Origin of the sequence: Komagataeibacter saccharivorans, assembly GCF_004348195.1 — a bacterium.
Lineage (GTDB): Bacteria > Pseudomonadota > Alphaproteobacteria > Acetobacterales > Acetobacteraceae > Komagataeibacter > Komagataeibacter saccharivorans.
In genome coordinates this window covers 2,487,501-2,507,809 of sequence record NZ_CP036404.1, presented here as the reverse complement: position 1 = coordinate 2,507,809, position 20,309 = coordinate 2,487,501, and the positions used below count along the sequence as shown (strand labels likewise).

Below are 20,309 nucleotides of genomic sequence, written 5' to 3'. Positions count from 1 at the left end.
TCCGGTTTTGCAAAGCCATGAAGCCTGATTGAATGACAAGGATGAAGGCGAGAGCAGAAGCTTAGAGCCCAATGCTCAGAGGCGCTTCATAACGTTTACACATCAAGTAGGAGACGGGCCACCATGCCGGCGTGAGCGCCCGGGCCGGGCGGCGCGAAGGCCTGTCCCGCGACGAATACCCCCTCCATCAGCAGCACCAGACCGGAGGTCAGAGGCTCAGGGTCACGTGCGTCCAGAAGCGCGACGCGCGAGGCGATCCAGTCAGCCATCGCCTGCTTCAGTCGCGCGGCCTCTTGGCGGACCGGGTGGTCGCGATCGGGGAACTCCAGAATTGCGTTTGTCAGCCCGCAGCCGCGATAGGCCGGACGGGAGGCCCGTTCAGCCAGACCATCGAAATAGGCGAGGAGTTGGCCGCGCGGATCGTCAGGACAGGCGGCCTCGGCCTCCTCGAAGCGCGTACGACAGGTCCGGAAGAATTCATCAAGATAGACCGCAGCCAGGCCATCCTTGGACTCATAGGCACGATAGAGCGACGGCTTGGTGACGCCCGCGTTCTGCACGATCTCGTCGACACCGACGCCGCGTATTCCGTTGCTGTAGAACAGTTCGCGAGCTGATTTCCGGATACGTTCGGCGGCGCTGACGCCGCTGGTGGGTCGCTTCATGACATATTTCCGCTTGACGATGTTACCGACCGGTACCTACGCTGAATGTATTGTAACTTACCGGTCAGTCATATGAGCAGAAACCTTCACATCCGCAAGGGTACCGTCTTCGTGGCGGTCGTAGCACTCACCTTTCTTTCCTTGCTGGTGTCGGCCGGCGTGCGCGCGACACCCGGCATCCTGATGATGCCCCTGCAAATGGAGTTGGGGTGGAGCCGGACCACGGTCTCATCGGTCGCCGCGTTAGGCATTTTCCTCTACGGTTTCGTGGGACCGTTCTCGGCGGCGCTGATGCAGTCGATCGGTATCCGGCGCACGCTGATCGGTGCGCTTCTGCTGATCGGCGCATCGTCCGCACTTTCGCTGTTCATGACCGCGCCGTGGCAATTCTTTCTCACCTGGGGCCTGCTGACCGGTCTCGGCACTGGGGCAGTCGCAATGGTGCTCGGAGCGACGGTCGTCAATCGCTGGTTCGTGGCGCGTCGCGGCACGGTCATGGGGCTGCTCGCGGCGAGCACGGCGACGGGGTCACTGCTGTTCCTGCCGGCACTGGCTTCCCTCGCACAGACGCATGGCTGGCGAGGGCCGATCATCGCCGTGACGGTCGTTTGCCTGGGCCTCGTACCGCTCGTCGTGCTATTCCTGCCCGAGCACCCCGAGCGTCTGGGACTGGTGCCGCACGGGGCGCAGGAGGGTTATGCCCCTCCCGCACGTCCGTCGCGCCATCCGCTGCGCATCGCGGTGTCGGCGCTGCGCGAAGCTATGGCGACGCGGGATTTCTGGTTGCTGTTCCTGACGTTCTTCGTGTGCGGCTTCACGACGAACGGGCTGATCGGCACGCATTTCATCGCGATCTGCGCTGATCACGGCGTCGATGAAGTCCCGGCAGCTGGGTATCTCGCGCTCATGGGGCTCTTCGACCTGTTCGGCACCACCGCCTCGGGCTGGCTCACCGACCGGATGGATGCGCGGCGGCTGCTTTTCGCCTATTACGGACTGCGCGGCCTGTCGCTGATGGCGCTGCCATTCGTAGACTTCCACGGCGTCAGTCTGGCGCTGTTCGGCGTGTTCTACGGCTTGGATTGGATCGCAACGGTGCCGCCGACGCTTCGGCTCGCCAACGCCGCCTTCGGCGAGGCACGCGCACCGGTCGTATTTGGATGGATCGTGTTCGGTCATCAAATCGGCGCGGCCCTCGCGGCGTCGCTCGCGGGTGTGCTGCGCCAAGCACAGGGAAGCTATCGTGACATGCTGGTAATGGGTGGGATCGCCGGGGTGGTCGCGGCTCTGATGGCGCTGCGGATCGGGCGGTCCCCGGCGCAGGGCGTCGCCGTCGCTGCGGAGTGAGGCGAGCCGATGCATGGTTGATGCCGACACCCGACCGGCCGTGCGCTTCGCCCGCGTCTCGGCAGGGCTTTCTGGCGTATCGGTCGCCAACCTTCCCGAGAACTCTCTCTCCCTCCACGATCACTCGCGACGGAAGCGCCCGAGCGATGCGGCGCGCGTTCATCGCCACGGCGTGGTAAAACATGATGAGACGACGGTAAACGGAGCGCGTCGATCGCATCGTGCCGATGGACGGAACGTCCGCATTCCGGCATCATAACCATGGGAGTGGACGTCCGCCATGGAGGCCCTGCTGCCTGTCTGCTAAATTCACCCGGTGGACAGGCATCTTTAGCCGGTGGATCGGCGATTGCTGGAACCACAAAATCTGACATAGTCCGATGGGCAGAGCCTCACACACGGAGCTGCATGATCAGATGATAAAGGACCGAAGTTCCATCACGTCGCGTTTGGGTGCGGTCCCGAACCTGCGGACATAGTCCCTACTGAACTGCGACGGGCTTTCGTAACCAACTTCAAACGCCGCGTGCGAAACGTTGACGTCCTCTGATACCATCAGGCGGCGCGCCTCAAGCAGACGCAACTGTTTTTGATACTGGAGCGGTGTCATGGAGGTCAGCATTTTGAAATGCTGATGGAAAGACGAGAGACTCATACCCGCCGTGGCGGCAAGATCCTCGATCCTTACCGGCTTCGTAAAGTTGGCACGCAGTAGATGAATGGCCTCTGCGATCCGTCGCATGTGACTGTCAGGCAGGACGAGTTTACAGACCTCGCCCGCATACGGTCCCGTTAACAGCCAGAAACAGATTTCCCGCATGATCGCAGGCCAGAGGATCGGGAGTGCCGCAGGATTATCGAGCAGTCGTATAAGGCGTCGAATGCAATCCGTCAGATCTTCGGACAGATCGGCGATGAAGACCCCGATACCCTGATCATTCGAGGGAACGGGCGGCTGAGCGAGTTCCGACATGACCTCACGCAGGATACCTGCGTCCAGATCCAGGGTGATGCCGATATAGGGACATTCAGGGCTCGCTTCCGTCACGCGGCCAAGAGCGGGTATTTCGATGCTGACCAGCAGGAACGCCATGGCGCCATACTCAAAAATGGCATCGCCAAACTCTACCGCCTTCGCACCCTGCAGGGTGATGCAGAGCGAGGGTTTGTAGACCATGCCACTCGGCGGCGTCTTTTCGCTCAGTCTGATGATATTCAGACCGTCGAACGACGTCGTGCAAAGCCCATTCGCGCCACAACCCTGCGCGTCCAGATAGCAGGTTACAGCTCTGACGAGAGATGAAGACATGCCTTGCTCCGGCCCAAATTCCAACACCTCCAATCTACACCCTGCGCCTGGCCTGAGCCAGACCATTGCAGGATCGGGCAAGAAATTTGAAAGTTCGGACATTCGTCCTGTCGCCGTGTACGCCTAAATATCGGGTATCTGCCGGGATCAATGGCGAGCTGCCGTCGAAATACCGGCCTCCTCTCCCCGAAGAGAATTCCTTGCGTATACAGGAGCCCAACATGAGAAAATGGACGACATCAAACATTCCAGACATTCGCGGGCGCTCATTCGTCGTGACCGGGACTGGCGGCCTTGGGTTTGAGGATGCGCTGGCGCTCGCACATGCTGGCGCAACGGTCATTCTCGCCGGACGAAATCCAGCCAAGGGCTCGGACGCCGTCGCACGGATAAAAAGAGAAGCCCCCAAGGCAGCCATCAGCTTTGAAGCTCTTGATCTGGCTAATCTTGTGTCAATTGCCGCGTTTGGTGAACGTCTGCGTAGCCAACATGATCATCTCGACGTGCTTATCAACAATGCTGGCGTGATGATGCCCCCCACACGCAAAGTGACCTCGGATGGTTTCGAACTTCAGTTCGGAACCAATTATCTTGGACATTTCGCCCTCACCGCGCATCTGCTGCCCCTGCTTCGCAAGGGGGACCATCCGCGCGTTGTAACACTCTCCAGCATTGCAGCGCGTGACGGTCGGATCGCGTTTGATGATCTTCAGGCAACACATAGTTATAAGCCCATGCCGGTCTACAGCCAGTCCAAGCTGGCTTGCCTGATGTTTGCGTTGGAACTTCAACGTCGCAGCGAAGCGGGAACCTGGGGGATCACCAGCATCGCAGCCCATCCCGGCATTTCACGTACGGATCTGCTTCCGAACGGGGCTGGAGCTTCGAGCATATTGGGCCTTGCGCGGCGGATATTGTGGTTTCTCTTCCAGCCGGCCGCCCAGGGCGCACTCCCGACACTTTTCGCCGCGACGTCATCGGAGGCAAAAGGTGGCTGCTATTATGGCCCCGACAGGCTGAGCGAGACGCGGGGGTATCCCACCGCTGCCAAAATACCCCCCGCCGCACTAGACCGGCAGGATGCTGCCCGCCTGTGGGATATCTCCGAACAGCTTACCCATGTGCAGTTCGGGTAAGCAGGGCCACCACAATCGGCGAACACACTGGAGACGTTGACGATTACGCCCCCGTCCACGGCCAAAATCGCGGGATTTCATATTTGAGTCCGTAGAACAGGTTGCTGAAGTCAATACCGATCGTGCGGTTCCAGATTACGCCGGTATCCGAGGCACCTTACAGGCCGTGAGCGGCCCGCTTGATGAACGTCAGGCGTAGTAAGCAGGCTGTTCGAGATCGGCGAGCAGTGAAGGGCCTGTCGGGTTCCAGCCGAGAAGCGCACGCGTTCGTGCACTGGAAGCCGCCATGTTACCGCCCGCCATGGTGGCGAACCAGCCAAAATGCTCCCGTTCTCTCGGCTCGACTGGCAAGTTGAGCCGACGACCAATGATGCTGGCAATGTCCCTGAACGGTACGGCTTCATCGGCGACCGCATGATAGACGGCCTCGGTCACACCCTGTCCGAGCGCAAGCCGATAGACTTTTGCTGCGTCCAGTCGATAGACGCCGGACCATTTGTTCTGGCCGTCACCGATATAGGCTGATACCCCCTTTTCGCGTGCCAGACGAATGACAATCGGAATGAACCCGTGATCGCCGATGCCGTGTACTGACGGCGCGAGCCGCACCGTGGCAACACGGACACCGCGTTCTTTCAGCGCCCGCGCGGCCATCTCAGACCTGCGCGGAGAGGTCGGATCAGGCAGATCCGCCTCCGTTGCGCCGGCAGGCAGGCCCGACAGACCGGACGTGACAAGTAGCGGGTGCTTCGATCCTTCCAGCGCACTGCCCAACGCCTCGATCACACGCTGATCCTGCGCCGCACTTTCGGGGAATTTCGAGAAATCATGATTGAACGCCGTGTGAATGACCGCATCGACTTCTGAGGCAGCGTTTTTCAGCGCGTCCAGATCATCGAGCGTGGCGCGTAAGACCGTAGCACCGGACGCGGCCAGGCGAGCCGCCTTTTCATCATTCCGGGCCAGGCCGGTCACCTGATGCCCGGCACCGATCAGATCCTGAACCACGGCGGAACCGATCCAGCCGGTGGCCCCTGTTACGAAGACATGCATGGTTCCGTCCTCTTCAGATATTGGAATTATGTTCAGCCAAGCCTTACGGACAGTTCGACATCCCCGGCGAACGGTACGGAGAGATACCCGGCGGCAGGAGAGCGGACGCGCGCCAGATACGCAGGGCTGTGATCGGCATTATCCGCGACGATCAGCGCTCCGGTCTGCAGCCTGTCCTCCAGAAGATCAAGAATATCAGGATAGAGCGGCTTGGCGCCGTCAAGCAGTACGAGATCGATGCTCTCGGGGAGACCGGTCGCCAGCGTCTGCAGGGCATCGCCCTCGCGGAACTCCACAAGATCGGCCAGACCCGCTTCTTCAAGATGATGCCGGGCGCGGGCAATCTTGGAGGGTTCAAACTCGGTGGTAATCAGCCTGCCACCGCCATTGTCGCGCAGCGCGGCGGCGAGATGGATGGTGGAAAGACCGAAGGACGTTCCGAACTCAACAATGCCTTTCGCCCAGTTGGCGCGTGCCAGCATGTAAAGCAGCGTACCCGTCTCACGCGAAACAGGGAGCCACAGGTCTTTTGCGAGACCATAGAATTTCCGATAGTCGGTCCGACTTCCGGCAAGGCGCTGCAATTCCTCACGGGGCAATTCCGAGACGGCAGGGCTTGTTGCGGCGTCTGCCTCAGCAAACAGGCGATCCAGCAAAGGCGCAACAGGCGCGCTGGTCAGCGTCGAGGTCTTTTCGAGGGTCACGGGGGCGGTCATGGGGTGATCTCCGCACTAGGTTTCGCGCTTTCCGTGCGCCCCACAAAAATACGACGAATCCGTCACCTCCACTATTCGCATTGCGCCGCCCACAGAACGGCTTTGAAATACTCAGTGTTTTTCATCAGAAATATTGGGAGCGCACCGTCGGGCTCATCAAGCGGGTTCGCATTTCCCACATGGGAGGCAGAGCAGTTACCGCTCTCGGTCAAACAGCATAGTCGGCCGACATCTTCACAAGCCAGGCGCAGAACATGTCGGCCATGGCGTCCGCATAGGCATCGATTTCCGCGATTGTCCGGGCAGTCCCGGAAAATTCCTTGCCGACCGCGCTGAAGGTCATCGTGATCAGATCAGCCGCCAGCTCACGCGTTCGGTCTGGCGCGTCCGGGAGAAGCTCCTGCATGAAATGCAGCATGATCCGGTCGCCGGATTCCCGTGCTTCCGAGGCCTCGGGCGCATCCCGATAAAGAGGAGCCGCATCGCCCAGCGCCACGCGAACTGCCGCCTCTTCGCATTCGGAGCGTATGAAGGCATGAGTGACCGCGCGCAAACGCTCCAGGGGCGGATGACGCTTATCCTCAAGGATATCGCGCAGCATTCCTGTCGTTCGCCGCCATTCGTCGGCCTGGAGCCGGAACAGGATCGCTGCCTTGTTGGGAAAATACTGATACAGTGAACCAACGCTTACGCCTGCCTTCTCGGCAACGCGCGCTGTCGTAAAGCGGGTGGCACCTTCCTCCGCCAGCACCAGTGTTGCGGCTTCCAGAATGGTTGCCACAAGCCCGGCGGAGCGGGTTTGCTTGGGCTGTTTTCGGGCCGAAATTCGAGGCTTGGGACGATCGGTCATGCCACTCCGTAAAACGCGAACAAGCAATGTGACGAATTAATCGTGTTTCCAGTCCCGCGCAAGCGGAGCCAGTCGGCCAATTCCCTGCATCAGGCCGCAGGAAAGCCTGGTTCCGGCCAGTGGCGTCTCTACTCGTCCCAACTAGGCGCTCGCGTTACCGACATACTCCCACACAACTGGTCCATCCGGGCGGCCAGGTCCAATCTGGGCAAGACCCGTCCCTGACCGAACGTGTATCAAACGCTGGCGAGAGCGTAATGGCCGCGACAGGCAGGGAGACAGGAGAACCGCCCGAGCCTTGCTCACATGTCATCAGGTGCGTGCTTTCCATATGGCGGTCCAGCGCCACCTGTGATCTCCAACTTTCCAAAAGATATTATACCGTTTTCCAGCCAAGGCACACATACAAACCTGTAAAGTGGCCCACGTCTTTGCTCCAGCCTCCGGCTTTACGGCCAGAACGCAGTCTGGCAGAAAGAGAGCGCCGAAAAAGACGTATGTCGGTTTGGTAAGCCCGACGCCCTGAACATGGTTCTGATCATGCTCTCCTGCCAGAGCAGATCCCGCGGCCGGATCACATGGTTCAGACGCCATGATGTGACGGCTGTCGCGCGTCCTGTCCTCAAGGGGAACAGGATGGATCACCCGTTCACAGATCCGCCTGCAACGCATGATACAGGGCTTTTCGGATGAAGCTGAACCATATCAACCTCTGCACCAGCAATGTGCTGGCACTGTCTTCCCTGCTTGAAAAACACTTCGGGTTTATTCTTGAAGAAACACGCGGACAGCACGCTTTTGCCCAGCTTACGGGCACGGATGGCATGACGCTGGTCCTGATGGACATGAGCAAAATGCCCCAGCCCTACCCGCGCAATTTCCATATCGGGTTCATTCTCGATGATCCGCAGGAGGTGCGCGCCCGACATGCCAGCCTGTGCGCTGACGGCTATCTGCCGGGACCGGTAGAGGTCATGACGCGTGGGCGTGATCGCTGGACCCTGTTCTATCACCCCGCAGGTGACGACCTGCTGATTGAGGTCAGTGCACAGGAACCGGCGTGACTATCGCGCCTGTCGCCTGCCTCACGCCACCCGGCATCTGACGCCGGGTGGCAAACTGTTCCGGTTACTTCGTGTCTTCTACGGCAAGCTTTCCGTCCCGGACGCCATACTGCTTCTGATTATCCGGACCGATCAGCAACGAGGCATGGCTTGCAAACGTCATGGGCAGGAAGACGGGTGACTTTACGGGGCGGTAATTCCCTGCATCATTCACATCCCCTGCCCCGACATACTGCGCAATGTAGGGGTAGGGATAAACCGGGCGGCTGGCGATCGCTACCGCATCCGGCCGGGCGTAAGGCTGGCTGGGCATGGGGGCCATGTGGATCTGGCCACCAGCCGGCGGCTTGCCGTGCCCTCCGGGCGGCGGTCCCATCGGCCCATCACCTTGGGCTGTCTTTTCCGTACGAATAGCGTTGGGCGCAATGCCAGATTCCGTCCAGGCCATGAGCGGGGACAGAAAATCGACCTGCGGGAAGCCCTCACCGTTTCCACAATGTCCCACACCGGGCAGCAGATAGAATTTCAGGAAACTGTCAGTCTGCTCCACACCCATTTCCCGCTGCACACCCTGATAATACGCGATGGTGTTCAGGGGCGAGATCGACTGGTCCGCCAACCCGTGCCACAGGATCAAGCGGCCACCGTGCTGGTGGAACGTACGGAGGTTTGTGTTCTCGGCATTATACAGTGGTGCCAGCTTGGTCATGGTGGCGAAGGACGCGTCATCAAAATGAAAGCGGGTCAGGTCAGCCGCTTTTTCATCCACCTGCAGCGGAATGACATAGGCAATGGCGGAAGCGGCAATACCCTGGCTCATGGACTCTCCGCGTGCTGTGGCAGGCAGCGCCCATTGCAGTTCTGAACCCGGCAGTGGACCACCGATGATGTATGGGCGCCCCGCCGCATCTGTGGCCCCCTTGTAAAGCCGTAGCGCCGCCTGCGTTTCTTCCGCTGTCAGGCAGTCCGATGTGTCACTCTGGCCTGCCGCGCACTGTACCCACACGGGATCGAAATGGCAGGCGCGAGGTTCTTCCAGAATGCCGTCCTTTACACCCGAAAGCGTATCGCAGTGACGGATAACGGCGTCATGCAGCACCCCCACACGGTTTTGCAGCAGGATATTGGTGCCATCGGCACGCTGGTTCCCGCGCACGTTCCACGCATGGTAAAAGGAGTTCTGCACGGTAAACAGTGCGGCCGGAGCCCCTGCGGAAATCCCGTCAAAATCCTCGGGGTAGCGCTGCGCCTCCATCAGGGCTTCACGCCCGCCATCGGAGCATCCTACAAAGTAGGAATATTTCGGGGCCTGGCCGTAGAAGGCCGCTGTCAGGGCCTTGGCCGCCAGAGCGGTGACATGGTTGGCGCGATAGGCGAAATCGATGCGTTTTTGCGGGTCTTTACCGAATTCGCCCTGCGCCAGCCCCATCATGGAGCCAGTATGGCCCATATCATCGCCCGCCATGACGAATTCGCCATTTAGCGCCGGAACACATGCTCCCGCGTTGCTGACGCCCACTTGCGTCATTCCGCACAGGCCACCGCAACCGCCGAGCAGAAAGCGTTGGGTCCAGTGCTCCATGGGCAGATCGACTTCAAAGGAAATCGCAGGCGCGATCTGCCCCGTGACCTTGCAGAATTTACCCTTTGGAGTGTCCAGCACAGCCGCTTTCTGGCCGTGAACGGCAGCGCCCACGGCGGGCGCAAGATCGACATTGCCTAGCGCCTCACAGGAGGTAACGGGCTTTACCTCCGACAGGCTGGCGATATCCGAGGCCCGCGCCGGGTTCGAGAACACAGAGAGGAGGCTGATTGCCGGCCCCACAATCCACAAAAAGACGGTCAGCTTTAGAAGTATTCTTTTCATCGCAGGTAAGATGCCCCGTTCAGTCAATCGTTCGATGCGGTTCATTAACCGGATTCACGCGATGGCGCGTCGAACAGAATGTATGGATTTGTAATAAAGGCAACTATTCAAAGCCCCCCGCAACCCGTTACTCCGCCCTCCATTCTTCCTTGTAGCCAAACCCGTTCCTGTTATCGGTCGCCTTGATGTAAAGCGGCGTAAACGCCCAGTAGACAGGCTGAAGATGGGCTGGAATAGAAAACCGGGCCATATAAAGATTTGCTGCCAGTTCCCGGTCCTCAATGCACAGCCTCCGCACAGGCCCCTCCATCTGCAATCCACGCAGGAGAGGAATGGAGCTGTCCTGACCACTGACTGTTGCTACCCCTCGCCCTGCCTGCCCCAGCAGAATGCCGTGGCGGGTCGAAGGGTCTGTCACAAACAGCAGACGTGCGCGTAGTGGGTCAAAAACATAGAATATAGGCGCTGCCCAGTGCTGATGCCCGGCGCAAACCGCCAGAGACATGACATGGAATTCTGCTACTAGGGCATCAATCCGGGGGGTAAATATGGTCATGGTCCGACAAACCTTAACCATATGGTGGTCATGGGCATGGCCAGCACCAGTGCGGGCAGCATGTTACCAACCGGGAATTTGACAATGCCGCATATCCGGAAGCCGGTTGCCAGCATCAACACACCCCCTACGGCTGCAAAATTGTCATTCATTAACGGGGTTGTCAGCGGGGCAAGGTAAGTCGCACCTGTCGCAAGGGCCAGCAGAACTGCCAGTTGAGGAATGCATATGGCCGCAACGGCAAAGCCGAGCGTTGTTGCAAAAATGGCGGCGGTCAGGAAGTCCAGAACAGATTTGGCCAGCAGGATGGAGGGATCTCCCGTCATACCTTCATGAATGGCACCGAATATGCCAGTTCCGCTTGCGCAGAAGAGAACGGTAAGGGCAACGAAGCGTTCGAGAAATACCTCTGGCATCAGATCTGCAGGCATAGGCACAAAGCGTCCCACCAAGCGGTTCCCCCATGTGGAAACCGCGCCCAGATGAGTCTCCAAAGCGCAACTTTCCCCTATGATGACACCAAGCAGCAGGGATAAGACCATCACGGCAACGGCATGGCCGTGGACAATCAGCGAAACACCCATTCCCATGGATGCCAGACCAAACATCATAGGCAGACCATCTTTCAGGCGTTGTGGAATATGCCCACTCAGGGCCGCGCCGAGGATGCCGCCCGTCAGCACCACGCCTGCATCTGTATATGAGCCGATCAGCATGGCTGTTTTCCTATTTTTCCGCTGAGACGGCAGACAGTGTTTCGCCCCACCGGGGCATGTCAGGCACTTCCACGCCCAGCAGGGACAGGGCGCGCGCGGCACTATGGCGGATGATATCAGCACTTGTGCGCGGCGCCGCGTAAATGGCGGGAACAGGCGGGAAAATGATACCGCCATATTCGGTTACGGCCAGCATGTTACGCAGATGACCCAGATGAAGTGGCGCCTCACGCGTCATCAGCACCAGACGCCGTCTTTCCTTGAGCGCGACATCGGCCGCGCGCGTGACAAGATTATCCGTCACTCCCGATGCAATTGCACCAAGCGTATGCATGGAGCACGGGGCGATAATCATGCCTTCGGTACGAAAAGACCCACTTGAAATGGGCGCGCCTAGCGCGCCTGGTGAGTGGATATGGGTGGCAAGGGCGTACACGTCCTCAGCCGACAGATCTGTTTCATGCTCACGCGTCAGTTGCGCACCACGGGACATGACGAGATGCGTCTCGATCTCCGCTTCCCGTAATAGACGCAAGACATCAACTCCATACTGGAAGCCCGATGCCCCCGTAATGCCTACGACAATCCGTTTTTGGACCATGGAACGCTCCCGTTCTGAAGATATTTCCTGATGACGGCAGAAGTACAGAACCTGTCTGCCTGCGCGGGATGACGGACCGGCAGACAGGTTCCTGCGGCATTACATGCCCGCTTTGGGAAAGATCGAAGGTGCGAACGGATGCGGATCGACTGCGCGGAACTGCGCACGCACAAAATGCTCTTTCAGTTTCCACGGATAGGTGCAGTCAAAGATCGTCTTACACGACACGCCTTTTGCAGGGATTGAGGGATCGTACTCCGGCACCTGCGAGGGATCGAGCACATGGCCCGTCACCCCGGGCAGAAACATGGTATCCACATTGCCCTGATACCGGGTCTGCATGGCCCAGAGCACATCGTTACTGTCAAACAGATCGACATCATCATCCACGATGATGACGTTCTTGAGTTCACGATAAACTGCCAGCGCAATCAGCGCGGCCTGACGCGCCTTACCCGCATCGCCCGCACTACGCTGGCAGACCTGAAGGATCGCCAGCAGCTTTCCTCCACCCGCGCTATGCGCATAAACGTTTTTTACAAACCCCGGCAGCGCCTTGTCACAGGCGTTGAAAATACTGGCTTCCGTTGGAATGCCTGCCAGATTCACATGCTCTTCACCCGGCCCGACCAATGTCTGCAAAATAGCGTTCTTCCGCATGGTCACGGCCTTGACCTTGATCACCGGCAGGGACGGATTGGCAGGACCGTTATAACCGGGAAATTCGGGCATCGCATGGCCCGTATTGGTGTTGACATCCTCCCGTATCCGACGTTCCGGCAGGATCTCGCCTTCAATCACGATTTCGGCCCTGGCGATGGAGCGCTCTTTCACCGTCACAGCATCTACGAGTTCAACCGCTCTACCACGCAGACCGCCAGCTACGGTCAGTTCATCAAAGCCCAGAGGTGTGGTGGGGGCCTCGAAACACGCCCCGATCGGGATGGCAGGATCCAGACCCATATTGATGGTAATGGGCAATGCCTCGCCCCGCTCTTCCGCCTTGGCACGAAAGGCATCGATATGGCGGCCAGGCGCGAAAAAGACCGAGAGTTCATCGCGCCCCTGCACGCACAGACGATGGATGGTCACGTCCGTATGGCCGTTATCCGGATCGCTACCCAGTAGCAGGCCGAGGCAGAAATAGGGACCAGCATCCTCTTCCGTATTGGTTGGGGCCGGGAGAAGCTTACGCAGGTCAAAGTGCGGGTCATCAGCCCGAAAGACCTGTTCCTGACACGGAGCGGACTGCCCCTTGAGGACGACCGGAGCAATCCCGTTAAGGACCGCCTCGCCCATCCGCCGCCCAAGTTCTTCGGGTCTGCTGTCAAGCAGTAAGGCTACGCGCTCGCGTTTCGCCATAAGGCCAACCAATACGCGTGCACCGGGGTAGCCTTTCACATTCTCGAACATCATCGCCGGACCAGTTCTGGTCGGACGCATGACGGTACCCCCAGCCCCGACACGTTTATAAACACCCGCCAGTTCGGAACGTGGGTCGATCTCATGGTCTGTTGAAATCAGTTCATCTGGAGACTGCTCAAGTCTAACCAGAGCGGAGCGTAGGTCGATGACCGGTGGGCTGGCTGTGTGATCCGTCCTGTCCATGACATTGTCCTTCCTGTCGCAAAAGGAAGGCTATCCGGCCACCATAATATGTTCCATATTCACTATACGGCATTATTGATAAGTCAAATATTATGGATGAACATCTGACGTCTGTTTCTCTACGCCGGCTGGCTGTCTTTCTCACTGTGTGCGAAACCCTCCACGTCGCTCGTGCGGCTGAAAAGCTCGACATCGCACAGCCTGCGCTCAGCCAGCAGATCAAGGCTCTGGAAGAGGCTCTTGGTGCCCAGCTGTTCCATCGTCGCAAGCGGGGCATTGACCTGACCAGTGCTGGCCATGCCTGCCGGGAGGCGGCACAGCACCTCCTAAAGAGCCATCACAACCTGATCGACGGGGTGCGAAGCATTGCCCGTGGTGAGATGGGCCAGCTTGTTCTGGGGCATGTCGGATCGGCCCTGGCGGGGCGGATTTTCCCCAACCATCTACAGAGAATGAAACAGCACTTCCCTGAAGTGCAGATCACGTTGGCTGAAAAATCCATCTCGGATCTTGTCACTGCTGTCACAAAAAAGGACATCGATGTTGCTCTGGTACGAGATCTTGAAACTGTTCCTTCCATCTGCAGCACACGACGATACATAACGGAAAAGCTATTTGTTCTACTTCCGGAAAACCATCCCCTTGCATCCCGAACCGACCTTTCCATACGGGCAATCCATGCCACTCCCCTGATTGGTTTTCAGGATCCGGACGAAGTCGGCATCGCACGTATTGTGCAACAAATAGCCGAAAAAAACGGCCTCTCCCTTGAGCCATCATGGAAAGTTACCAATATCGGCAGCATTTTCGGAATGGTTCACGCAGGTTTTGGCCTGTCAATCGTTGCCGAGAGTGTGACAGCACTTCTGCCTGCCGGTCTGAGCGCCCTCCCCCTGAGTGAACCTGACGCAGAATCAACCCTGTTTCTATTGTGGAACAGAGAGCAGGTCTCGCCAGCATTACAGAAGTTCATTGAGCTTTCCTGAAATGCCTCCATAATCTGTGAACCGGACATCGCTAAATTAGGTCACTCGAATCACCTCATTACTGAAAAGCATAAATAACCAGTCATCTTCATCTCGTTCAGCGCACATCTCCGACATCCCTGACGGAAGCATCGGCCTGTCCCTTCACCCAGTAGCCGGATGCCTTGACCCATTGGGCCGGAACCTTACGCTCATCCAGAAGATACTGACGCACGGCCTTCGCCACGCGGGCCTCAGCACCGACCCAGACGAAAGTACGGTCAGGGATCTCCAGATTTTTCAGAACAGCAAGAATGCCCGTGGCTTCATCCGCCTGATCCATGGAACGATGAACCCAGCGGGCAGCATGGCGCGCGACCGTGGCGAAGACCTGCTCATCTTCTGGTCCCGGCACAGCCACGAGCGTTGTGACAGGCGTGTCGGCTGGCAGTTCCTCCACGCGACGACCGATCGCGGGTAACGCCGTTTCATCGCCAATCAGAAGCCACTGGTCAATCGGTCCGGCAATGATCTGCGATCCACGTGGACCGCCGATTTCCAGCCGATCTCCCGGTCTGGCGGCCCTTGCCCACGCAGCCGCTGGTCCACCATGATGATTGACGAAATCCAGAAGCAGCGTACCGTTCTGCGGGTCATAGCGGCGCGGCGTGTAATCACGGCGGGTTGGTGTGCCGTCCAGACCGGGAATGAAGATCTTGATGTGGTCATCCGGCGCTGGGCTGGTGAAACCGGCCAGTTCGGGTCCGCCCAGCGTGATGCGGATCATGTGCGGAGTCAGGCGCTCAACGGCGCGGACCTCAAGACTGCGTCTGACAAGTTCGTGCCTTACGCGTCGGACCTCGGGACCATCACCCCGATTTAAAAAGGACTGGAAGAGTTTCATGACTGTGTATCCTTGTCGTGCCGACAGACCGGTGACTGTGGATACACAGACGCACAGGCTGCCAGCATTTTGCTGTCAGTTTCTGTGCGTTGTTTCACGTTAACGCATACGAAAGTACGATCAGCGAAGACCGCACTAGCTGTCATGATCAAAGCTTTCGGAGGCAGAGTCTGTCAACGGGTTTCTCAGTATCCTCCTGTTGCCCTCCTATCCAAATGCCTGACCACAGCATCCTCAGATCGGACAGACGCCACTGGCGCATTGAAGATGCGCCCAGTCCACCACTTCGCGCACCTCGTCATCCTGAATCATGGCGGTAATGGCAGTAAATTTTCCTGCCGAGACTTCCTCTTCCGGCAGGTATTCATAACCAAGACCGGAATCCGGGCGGCTCGGCAGCACGGCGCAGCAGCGTACATGCGGCTGGTTGGCCGCCACCATGGCGCGGAAACTGTCCAGACTATGCCGGTCGGTATAGACCTTGAGCGTGTAGGACACCTGATTGCCCTGCTCCGCCCCGATCCAGTATTTCTCCAGCAGTTCCAGCCAGCGATACTGTTCCTCCGGCGAGGCTTCGGGTGCTGTCACCACACGCTCGCCCATGCCGAGACGTTGGATAAGCGGCACGGTCGGAAAGCCCACAATGCTCATGCCGGGAAAACTGCGCAGCGAACGCACGGGATAGCCCTTGCGCTCATAGGTGGGCAACAGCGGATCGGTTCCTGCCTCCCATGTGCCGTCCTCGCGCCGCACGCCCTTGAACTGCACCCAGCGAAGATACTGCCGCCGTGCGGGCAGATGCGCTCCTTCGGTCAGACCGAACAACTTGGATGTGGTGCCCGCGGGCTTGACGGTTGTAACCGCAATCGGTCGGGCGGTGCCGGTCTCGTGCGCATAGGCATCCGCCTCGCTTTTGGCGATGGTGGAGAGTTCCCTCACAGCGTTCCAGAAAGGAGCTGCGCGTTCCTCATCCAGTAGATCGCGGAAGTCGAGGCCAAAGCGCACCCATGCCCATTCATGAAGGCCGGTCGGGCCGATGCCGATACGGTTGGTCCGCCGCACCTCCTCGCCATACAACGCGTCCATGCGGTTGGCACGCAGCAGGAAGCGCACACCCAGCCGCACGGAATCCCGCACGCGGGCATCCCATACTGCCACCGTCGCAGGCGGCACCTGACCGGGCGTCACGTCTTCCAGCGCCACGGGGCAGGCCAGCAGCGGAGCAAAATCACCAATCACACAATAGCCGCCTGTAACATGCAGCGTGATCTCGCCACACGGGTTGGTCGTGACCGGGAAATGTGCCGAGGTGGCGCGCTGTGCCAAATCCGCCAGCAGGGCTGCCCCCTCGGTGGCCTGATAGCGGTGCGAACGGAAGTCCCGTCCATCCGCATGCACCTGTTTGAGCCGTGCGCTGCCGGTGCGGTTATCTTCCAGCCGGTCACCGTTGATAAAACCGGGCTCGCCATTGATCCACGCGCACCGCGTGGCCTCGGCAAACACCGTGCGGGCATGGTCGACCAACGAGCCGGTCTTTGCCGGATCGTTCACGTAATCCCAGAATTCGGCGTCCACCATGACGGAGTGGTTGGCGGTCCATAGCCCGCCTTCTTCCTTGGCGCGAATGAAGCGCAGCACATCCGCATCCCGCCATGATTTGGTCGCCATGCGTGCGGCCCGACGGGCACCCCCAACCTGCACCTCGACGGACAGATAATGATCCACCCGTAGCGCCTGTTCCCATAGCGGCATGTCGCCTGCGCGCGCGGCCTCAATCACATGCTCTCGCACATTGAGCAGCCCGCGCAGCAACGAGACCGGTCCCGAAGCTGGCCGCCCCTGCATGCCTGCAATTGGACTGCCCGCGCAGCGGATGGCGCTGAAATCCAGCACCAGCGTGCGGCTGCGTTCACCACGGAAGGCCATCGCCTCAATGGTCTCGACCGCTTTGCCCCAGCCTTCACGGCTGTCCTCGATGACATGGAGAAGTTCATCACCTTCGGGAGCACGGGCGAGCAAGGTTCTTTCCAGAAAGGCACGGACCTGTGCCTCCATCTCCGCATCGAAGGCTTCCTGCGCCGTGCCCCAGGGCAGTATCTGCATCTCAAGGCCGAACCGCAACAGGCTGGCACGATCATGCGGATAGTCCGGATGGTCAGGCGACAGGACGAATTTCAGATCCGGGGCCTGCCCCCAGTCCACCACGCAGAGTTCGTCGTCATAGGCCCGCCCGACGCCGGAGCCATTGAGCAACAGGTAGAATTTCGCAAAAGAGCAGATGGCCGTGGCGCAGTTGGTGAACATTTCCATGTTGCGATCCGGCTGCGTGCTGTCGCCATGCTGCAGATGGCGGCCCGATGTGAGCAGCGCCCCTGTGGCGATGGCGTTACGAAGCTGCATGATCTCCGCATCACCGACCGTATTCAGCAGCCCGGCATTGCCTGCGGCCACACGATCAGCCACGCGCCCAAAATCTTCGCGGTCGGAAGGCCGGAACACGGTCCGGCGACCGACCGCCTCTCCCATACCGCGATCCAGTGGACGTGCGGGGACCGGACGGGTTCCGAAAGCCTCTTCAAACGGGTTGCGAACAGCTTCGCGTCCGCCCTGCCCATCCGTAAACAGCGAAAATTCTCCATCCATGCACCGGCTCCATTCTGCGGGGAGTATGGCCCGTCTTCGGGGTCATAGTCGCTCATATTGTATGTGTATGGATATGGTGACACCAGATGTTGTGTCTTGCACGAACAAAATAGCGGGTCGCACTTTTCTGATCGCTGTCACCCGCAGTTTTCCTTGATATACGATCAGATTTTTTTGGTTCCTGCTGGACGGCCTGCTAGGAGAATCATGTCGGTCGCTTCGAACGCCAATAGCCGCGACGTCATCGCCACCGGGAAGGTCTGTAAAAATACTCACGCACACGTGAAATCAGCCCAACCTACGCTGCGCTTTCACTCCCATTTGCATCCTATGTGCATCCTGCGGAGTGATTCAGGCACAAAAAAAGCCACCCGTAAGGGTGGCTTTTCTTTAGTCTTTTCAGACGGATACGTATGGTTGCGGGGATAGGATTTGAACCTATGACCTTCAGGTTATGAGCCTGACGAGCTACCGGGCTGCTCCACCCCGCGGTTGTTTGGGGAGACTGGAAGACCTGGCGGCGACCGACTTTCCCGTGCCTTAAGGCACAGTATCATAGGCGCTGGGGCATTTCACGGCCGAGTTCGGGATGGGATCGGGTGGATCATTCCCCGCCATAGCCACCAGGTCATCCAGTCTCCCCGGTATGGGGAGAGGATGTGATGGGTTGGTGCGTTTTTGTTATTGTGTTGAAGAGTGGATGACTGCTGTGCATGTGTGTTGCCCTTTTGAGGGGGCGATGGAATGAGCCTATTGGGCGATTAGGACCAGTTAGCTGCACGCATTACTGCGCTTCCACACCTGGCCTATTGACGTGATGGTCTATCACGGCCCTTGGGGAGACCTTGTTTTGAGGTGGGTTTCCCGCTTAGATGCTTTCAGCGGTTATCCCGTCCACACTTAGCTACCCGGCTGTGCCGCTGGCGCGACAACCGGTGCACCAGAGGTATGTTCATCCCGGTCCTCTCGTACTAGGGACAAATCCTCTCAAGTCTCCAACACCCACGGCAGATAGGGACCGAACTGTCTCACGACGTTCTAAACCCAGCTCACGTACCACTTTAATCGGCGAACAGCCGAACCCTTGGGACCTGCTCCAGCCCCAGGATGTGATGAGCCGACATCGAGGTGCCAAACCTCCCCGTCGATGTGGACTCTTGGGGGAGATCAGCCTGTTATCCCTAGAGTACCTTTTATCCGTTGAGCGATGGCCCTTCCACGCGGGACCACCGGATCACTATGGCCGACTTTCGTCTCTGATCGAGCTGTCACTCTCACAGTCAGGCGGGCTTATGCCATTGCACTCGACAGCCGGTTTCCGACCGGCCTGAGCCCACCATCGCGCGCCTCCGTTACACTTTGGGAGGCGACCGCCCCAGTCAAACTGCCCACCATGCAGGGTCCCGGACCTGGCTAACAGGCCTCGGTTAGACATCAGAAACAGTCAGGGTGGTATTTCAAGGATGGCTCCACCGGAACTGGCGCCCCGGTTTCAAAGCCTCCCACCTATCCTACACAGAATGTCTCTGATGCCACTGCAAAGCTGCAGTAAAGGTTCATAGGGTCTTTCCGTCTGACCGCGGGTACCCCGCATCTTCACGGGGAATTCAATTTCGCTGAGCCGATGCTGGAGACAGCGGGGAAGTCGTTACGCCATTCGTGCAGGTCGGAACTTACCCGACAAGGAATTTCGCTACCTTAGGACCGTTATAGTTACGGCCGCCGTTTACCGGGGCTTCAATTCGGTGCTTGCACACCTCCTCTTAACCTTCCGGCACCGGGCAGGCGTCAGGCCGTATACGTCGTCTCTCGACTTCGCACAGCCCTGTGTTTTTACTAAACAGTCGCTACCCCCTGGTCTGTGCCACCCGCCGATGGTTGCCCACTGACGGGTCTTGCTTATCCCGAAGTTACGCAAGTAATTTGCCTAGTTCCTTCAGCATCGTTCTCTCAAGCGCCTTGGTATTCTCTACCAGTCCACCTGTGTCGGTTTCGGGTACGGTCTATATGCCAGAGCTATTTCCTGGAATACTCCAAAAGCCGGATCAATCCGATAAGACCCGACAACATATTGTATTCGTCACTTCTGGCAGGCCCGGGAATATTTGCCCGGTTTCCATCGACTACGGCTTTCGCCCTCGCCTTAGGGGCCGGCTCACCCTGCGCGGATTAACCTTGCGCAGGAACCCTTGGACTTTCGGCGACAGTGTTTCTCGCACTGTTTGTCGCTACTCATGTCAGCATTCGCACTTCCGATATCTCCAGAGAGGGTCACCCCGTCTCCTTCACAGACCTACGGAACGCTCCGC

General features: G+C 58.8%; 16 protein-coding genes, 1 tRNA gene and 2 rRNA genes (1 of these 19 only partly in view). 4 read left to right on the top strand and 15 right to left on the bottom strand.

Annotated features, from left to right (window positions below; all coding sequences use genetic code 11):
* Nucleotides 1-95: 95 nt before the first annotated feature.
* Complete coding sequence (locus KSAC_RS11595) at nt 96-665, bottom strand: TetR/AcrR family transcriptional regulator (RefSeq protein WP_132305497.1); 570 nt, start codon at nt 663-665, stop codon at nt 96-98.
* Nucleotides 666-737: 72 nt separating this feature from the next.
* On the opposite strand from KSAC_RS11595, the gene KSAC_RS11590 reads away from it, so the two are divergent.
* On the top strand, nt 738-2,012 hold the full coding sequence (locus tag KSAC_RS11590; RefSeq protein ID WP_207918686.1) for an MFS transporter: 1,275 nt from the start codon (nt 738-740) through the stop codon (nt 2,010-2,012).
* Between the two features lie 412 nt (nt 2,013-2,424).
* On the opposite strand, the gene KSAC_RS11585 is transcribed toward KSAC_RS11590, so the two are convergent.
* The gene (locus tag KSAC_RS11585; protein ID WP_132305493.1) at nt 2,425-3,321 is read right to left on the bottom strand and encodes an AraC family transcriptional regulator; all 897 of its coding nucleotides are present in this window, start codon (nt 3,319-3,321) and stop codon (nt 2,425-2,427) included.
* Nucleotides 3,322-3,542: 221 nt separating this feature from the next.
* Here KSAC_RS11585 and KSAC_RS11580 point away from each other — a divergent pair, with 221 nt between their 5' ends.
* Nucleotides 3,543-4,457, top strand: coding sequence for an SDR family oxidoreductase (locus tag KSAC_RS11580; protein WP_132305491.1), 915 nt, complete (start codon nt 3,543-3,545; stop codon nt 4,455-4,457).
* Nucleotides 4,458-4,646: 189 nt separating this feature from the next.
* On the opposite strand, the gene KSAC_RS11575 is transcribed toward KSAC_RS11580, so the two are convergent.
* The 3 genes from KSAC_RS11575 to KSAC_RS11565 form a co-directional block, all read right to left on the bottom strand.
* Nucleotides 4,647-5,510, bottom strand: coding sequence for an SDR family oxidoreductase (locus KSAC_RS11575; RefSeq protein ID WP_132305489.1), 864 nt, complete (start codon nt 5,508-5,510; stop codon nt 4,647-4,649).
* Between the two features lie 32 nt (nt 5,511-5,542).
* Nucleotides 5,543-6,226 carry an O-methyltransferase gene (locus tag KSAC_RS11570; RefSeq protein ID WP_102324417.1) on the bottom strand — a complete coding sequence of 228 codons (684 nt, stop codon included), beginning with the start codon at nt 6,224-6,226 and terminating at the stop codon, nt 5,543-5,545.
* Between the two features lie 208 nt (nt 6,227-6,434).
* Nucleotides 6,435-7,076, bottom strand: a complete 642-nt coding sequence (locus KSAC_RS11565; RefSeq protein WP_132305487.1) for a TetR family transcriptional regulator — start codon at nt 7,074-7,076, stop codon at nt 6,435-6,437.
* 689 nt (nt 7,077-7,765) lie between these two features.
* On the opposite strand from KSAC_RS11565, the gene KSAC_RS11560 reads away from it, so the two are divergent.
* Nucleotides 7,766-8,140, top strand: a complete 375-nt coding sequence (locus tag KSAC_RS11560) for a VOC family protein (RefSeq protein WP_132305485.1) — start codon at nt 7,766-7,768, stop codon at nt 8,138-8,140.
* A 64-nt stretch (nt 8,141-8,204) separates the two neighbouring features.
* Here the strand turns inward: KSAC_RS11560 and KSAC_RS11555 are convergent, their stop codons facing one another.
* The 5 genes from KSAC_RS11555 to KSAC_RS11535 form a co-directional block, all read right to left on the bottom strand.
* Complete coding sequence (locus KSAC_RS11555; RefSeq protein WP_243705213.1) at nt 8,205-9,938, bottom strand: tannase/feruloyl esterase family alpha/beta hydrolase; 1,734 nt, start codon at nt 9,936-9,938, stop codon at nt 8,205-8,207.
* 196 nt (nt 9,939-10,134) lie between these two features.
* Nucleotides 10,135-10,563, bottom strand: coding sequence for a PNPOx family protein (locus KSAC_RS11550; protein ID WP_110548304.1), 429 nt, complete (start codon nt 10,561-10,563; stop codon nt 10,135-10,137).
* Nucleotides 10,560-11,279: a DUF554 domain-containing protein gene (locus KSAC_RS11545; protein ID WP_132305481.1), complete on the bottom strand. Its 720-nt coding sequence runs from the start codon at nt 11,277-11,279 to the stop codon at nt 10,560-10,562. Before KSAC_RS11545 ends, KSAC_RS11550 begins: the two co-directional genes overlap by 4 nt.
* 10 nt (nt 11,280-11,289) lie before the next feature.
* Complete coding sequence (locus KSAC_RS11540) at nt 11,290-11,880, bottom strand: UbiX family flavin prenyltransferase (RefSeq protein WP_132305479.1); 591 nt, start codon at nt 11,878-11,880, stop codon at nt 11,290-11,292.
* A 99-nt stretch (nt 11,881-11,979) separates the two neighbouring features.
* Nucleotides 11,980-13,488 (bottom strand): UbiD family decarboxylase, encoded by a 1,509-nt coding sequence (locus KSAC_RS11535; RefSeq protein ID WP_132305477.1) that lies wholly within the window; start codon nt 13,486-13,488, stop codon nt 11,980-11,982.
* Nucleotides 13,489-13,580: 92 nt separating this feature from the next.
* Between KSAC_RS11535 and KSAC_RS11530 the strand changes: the two genes are divergently transcribed.
* Complete coding sequence (locus KSAC_RS11530) at nt 13,581-14,474, top strand: LysR substrate-binding domain-containing protein (protein ID WP_082084895.1); 894 nt, start codon at nt 13,581-13,583, stop codon at nt 14,472-14,474.
* A 97-nt stretch (nt 14,475-14,571) separates the two neighbouring features.
* Here KSAC_RS11530 and KSAC_RS11525 read toward each other — a convergent pair whose 3' ends face one another.
* From KSAC_RS11525 to KSAC_RS11505, 5 genes are all read right to left on the bottom strand, one after another.
* Nucleotides 14,572-15,357, bottom strand: coding sequence for a siderophore-interacting protein (locus KSAC_RS11525; protein ID WP_132305475.1), 786 nt, complete (start codon nt 15,355-15,357; stop codon nt 14,572-14,574).
* A 234-nt stretch (nt 15,358-15,591) separates the two neighbouring features.
* Complete coding sequence (locus KSAC_RS11520) at nt 15,592-18,000, bottom strand: recombinase (protein ID WP_132305473.1); 2,409 nt, start codon at nt 17,998-18,000, stop codon at nt 15,592-15,594.
* 414 nt (nt 18,001-18,414) lie between these two features.
* Nucleotides 18,415-18,491, bottom strand: a tRNA-Met gene (locus KSAC_RS11515).
* A 21-nt stretch (nt 18,492-18,512) separates the two neighbouring features.
* Nucleotides 18,513-18,628: ribosomal RNA gene (gene rrf, locus KSAC_RS11510) — 5S ribosomal RNA — on the bottom strand.
* A 113-nt stretch (nt 18,629-18,741) separates the two neighbouring features.
* A 23S ribosomal RNA gene (locus tag KSAC_RS11505) occupies nt 18,742-20,309 on the bottom strand (it continues 1,171 nt past the right edge of the window).

Bases quoted from the DNA above. Each gene is read 5' to 3' on its own strand.
- KSAC_RS11565 (WP_132305487.1), bottom strand. From the start codon at position 7,076: ATGACCGATCGTCCCAAGCCTCGAATTTCGGCCCGAAAACAGCCCAAG.
- KSAC_RS11525 (WP_132305475.1), bottom strand. From the start codon at position 15,357: ATGAAACTCTTCCAGTCCTTTTTAAATCGGGGTGATGGTCCCGAGGTC.
- KSAC_RS11540 (WP_132305479.1), bottom strand. From the start codon at position 11,880: ATGGTCCAAAAACGGATTGTCGTAGGCATTACGGGGGCATCGGGCTTC.
- KSAC_RS11595 (WP_132305497.1), bottom strand. From the start codon at position 665: ATGAAGCGACCCACCAGCGGCGTCAGCGCCGCCGAACGTATCCGGAAA.
- KSAC_RS11520 (WP_132305473.1), bottom strand. From the start codon at position 18,000: ATGGATGGAGAATTTTCGCTGTTTACGGATGGGCAGGGCGGACGCGAA.
- KSAC_RS11550 (WP_110548304.1), bottom strand. From the start codon at position 10,563: ATGACCATATTTACCCCCCGGATTGATGCCCTAGTAGCAGAATTCCAT.
- KSAC_RS11585 (WP_132305493.1), bottom strand. From the start codon at position 3,321: ATGTCTTCATCTCTCGTCAGAGCTGTAACCTGCTATCTGGACGCGCAG.
- KSAC_RS11535 (WP_132305477.1), bottom strand. From the start codon at position 13,488: ATGGACAGGACGGATCACACAGCCAGCCCACCGGTCATCGACCTACGC.
- KSAC_RS11560 (WP_132305485.1), top strand. From the start codon at position 7,766: ATGAAGCTGAACCATATCAACCTCTGCACCAGCAATGTGCTGGCACTG.
- KSAC_RS11575 (WP_132305489.1), bottom strand. From the start codon at position 5,510: ATGCATGTCTTCGTAACAGGGGCCACCGGCTGGATCGGTTCCGCCGTG.
- KSAC_RS11545 (WP_132305481.1), bottom strand. From the start codon at position 11,279: ATGCTGATCGGCTCATATACAGATGCAGGCGTGGTGCTGACGGGCGGC.
- KSAC_RS11530 (WP_082084895.1), top strand. From the start codon at position 13,581: ATGGATGAACATCTGACGTCTGTTTCTCTACGCCGGCTGGCTGTCTTT.
- KSAC_RS11580 (WP_132305491.1), top strand. From the start codon at position 3,543: ATGAGAAAATGGACGACATCAAACATTCCAGACATTCGCGGGCGCTCA.
- KSAC_RS11590 (WP_207918686.1), top strand. From the start codon at position 738: ATGAGCAGAAACCTTCACATCCGCAAGGGTACCGTCTTCGTGGCGGTC.
- KSAC_RS11570 (WP_102324417.1), bottom strand. From the start codon at position 6,226: ATGACCGCCCCCGTGACCCTCGAAAAGACCTCGACGCTGACCAGCGCG.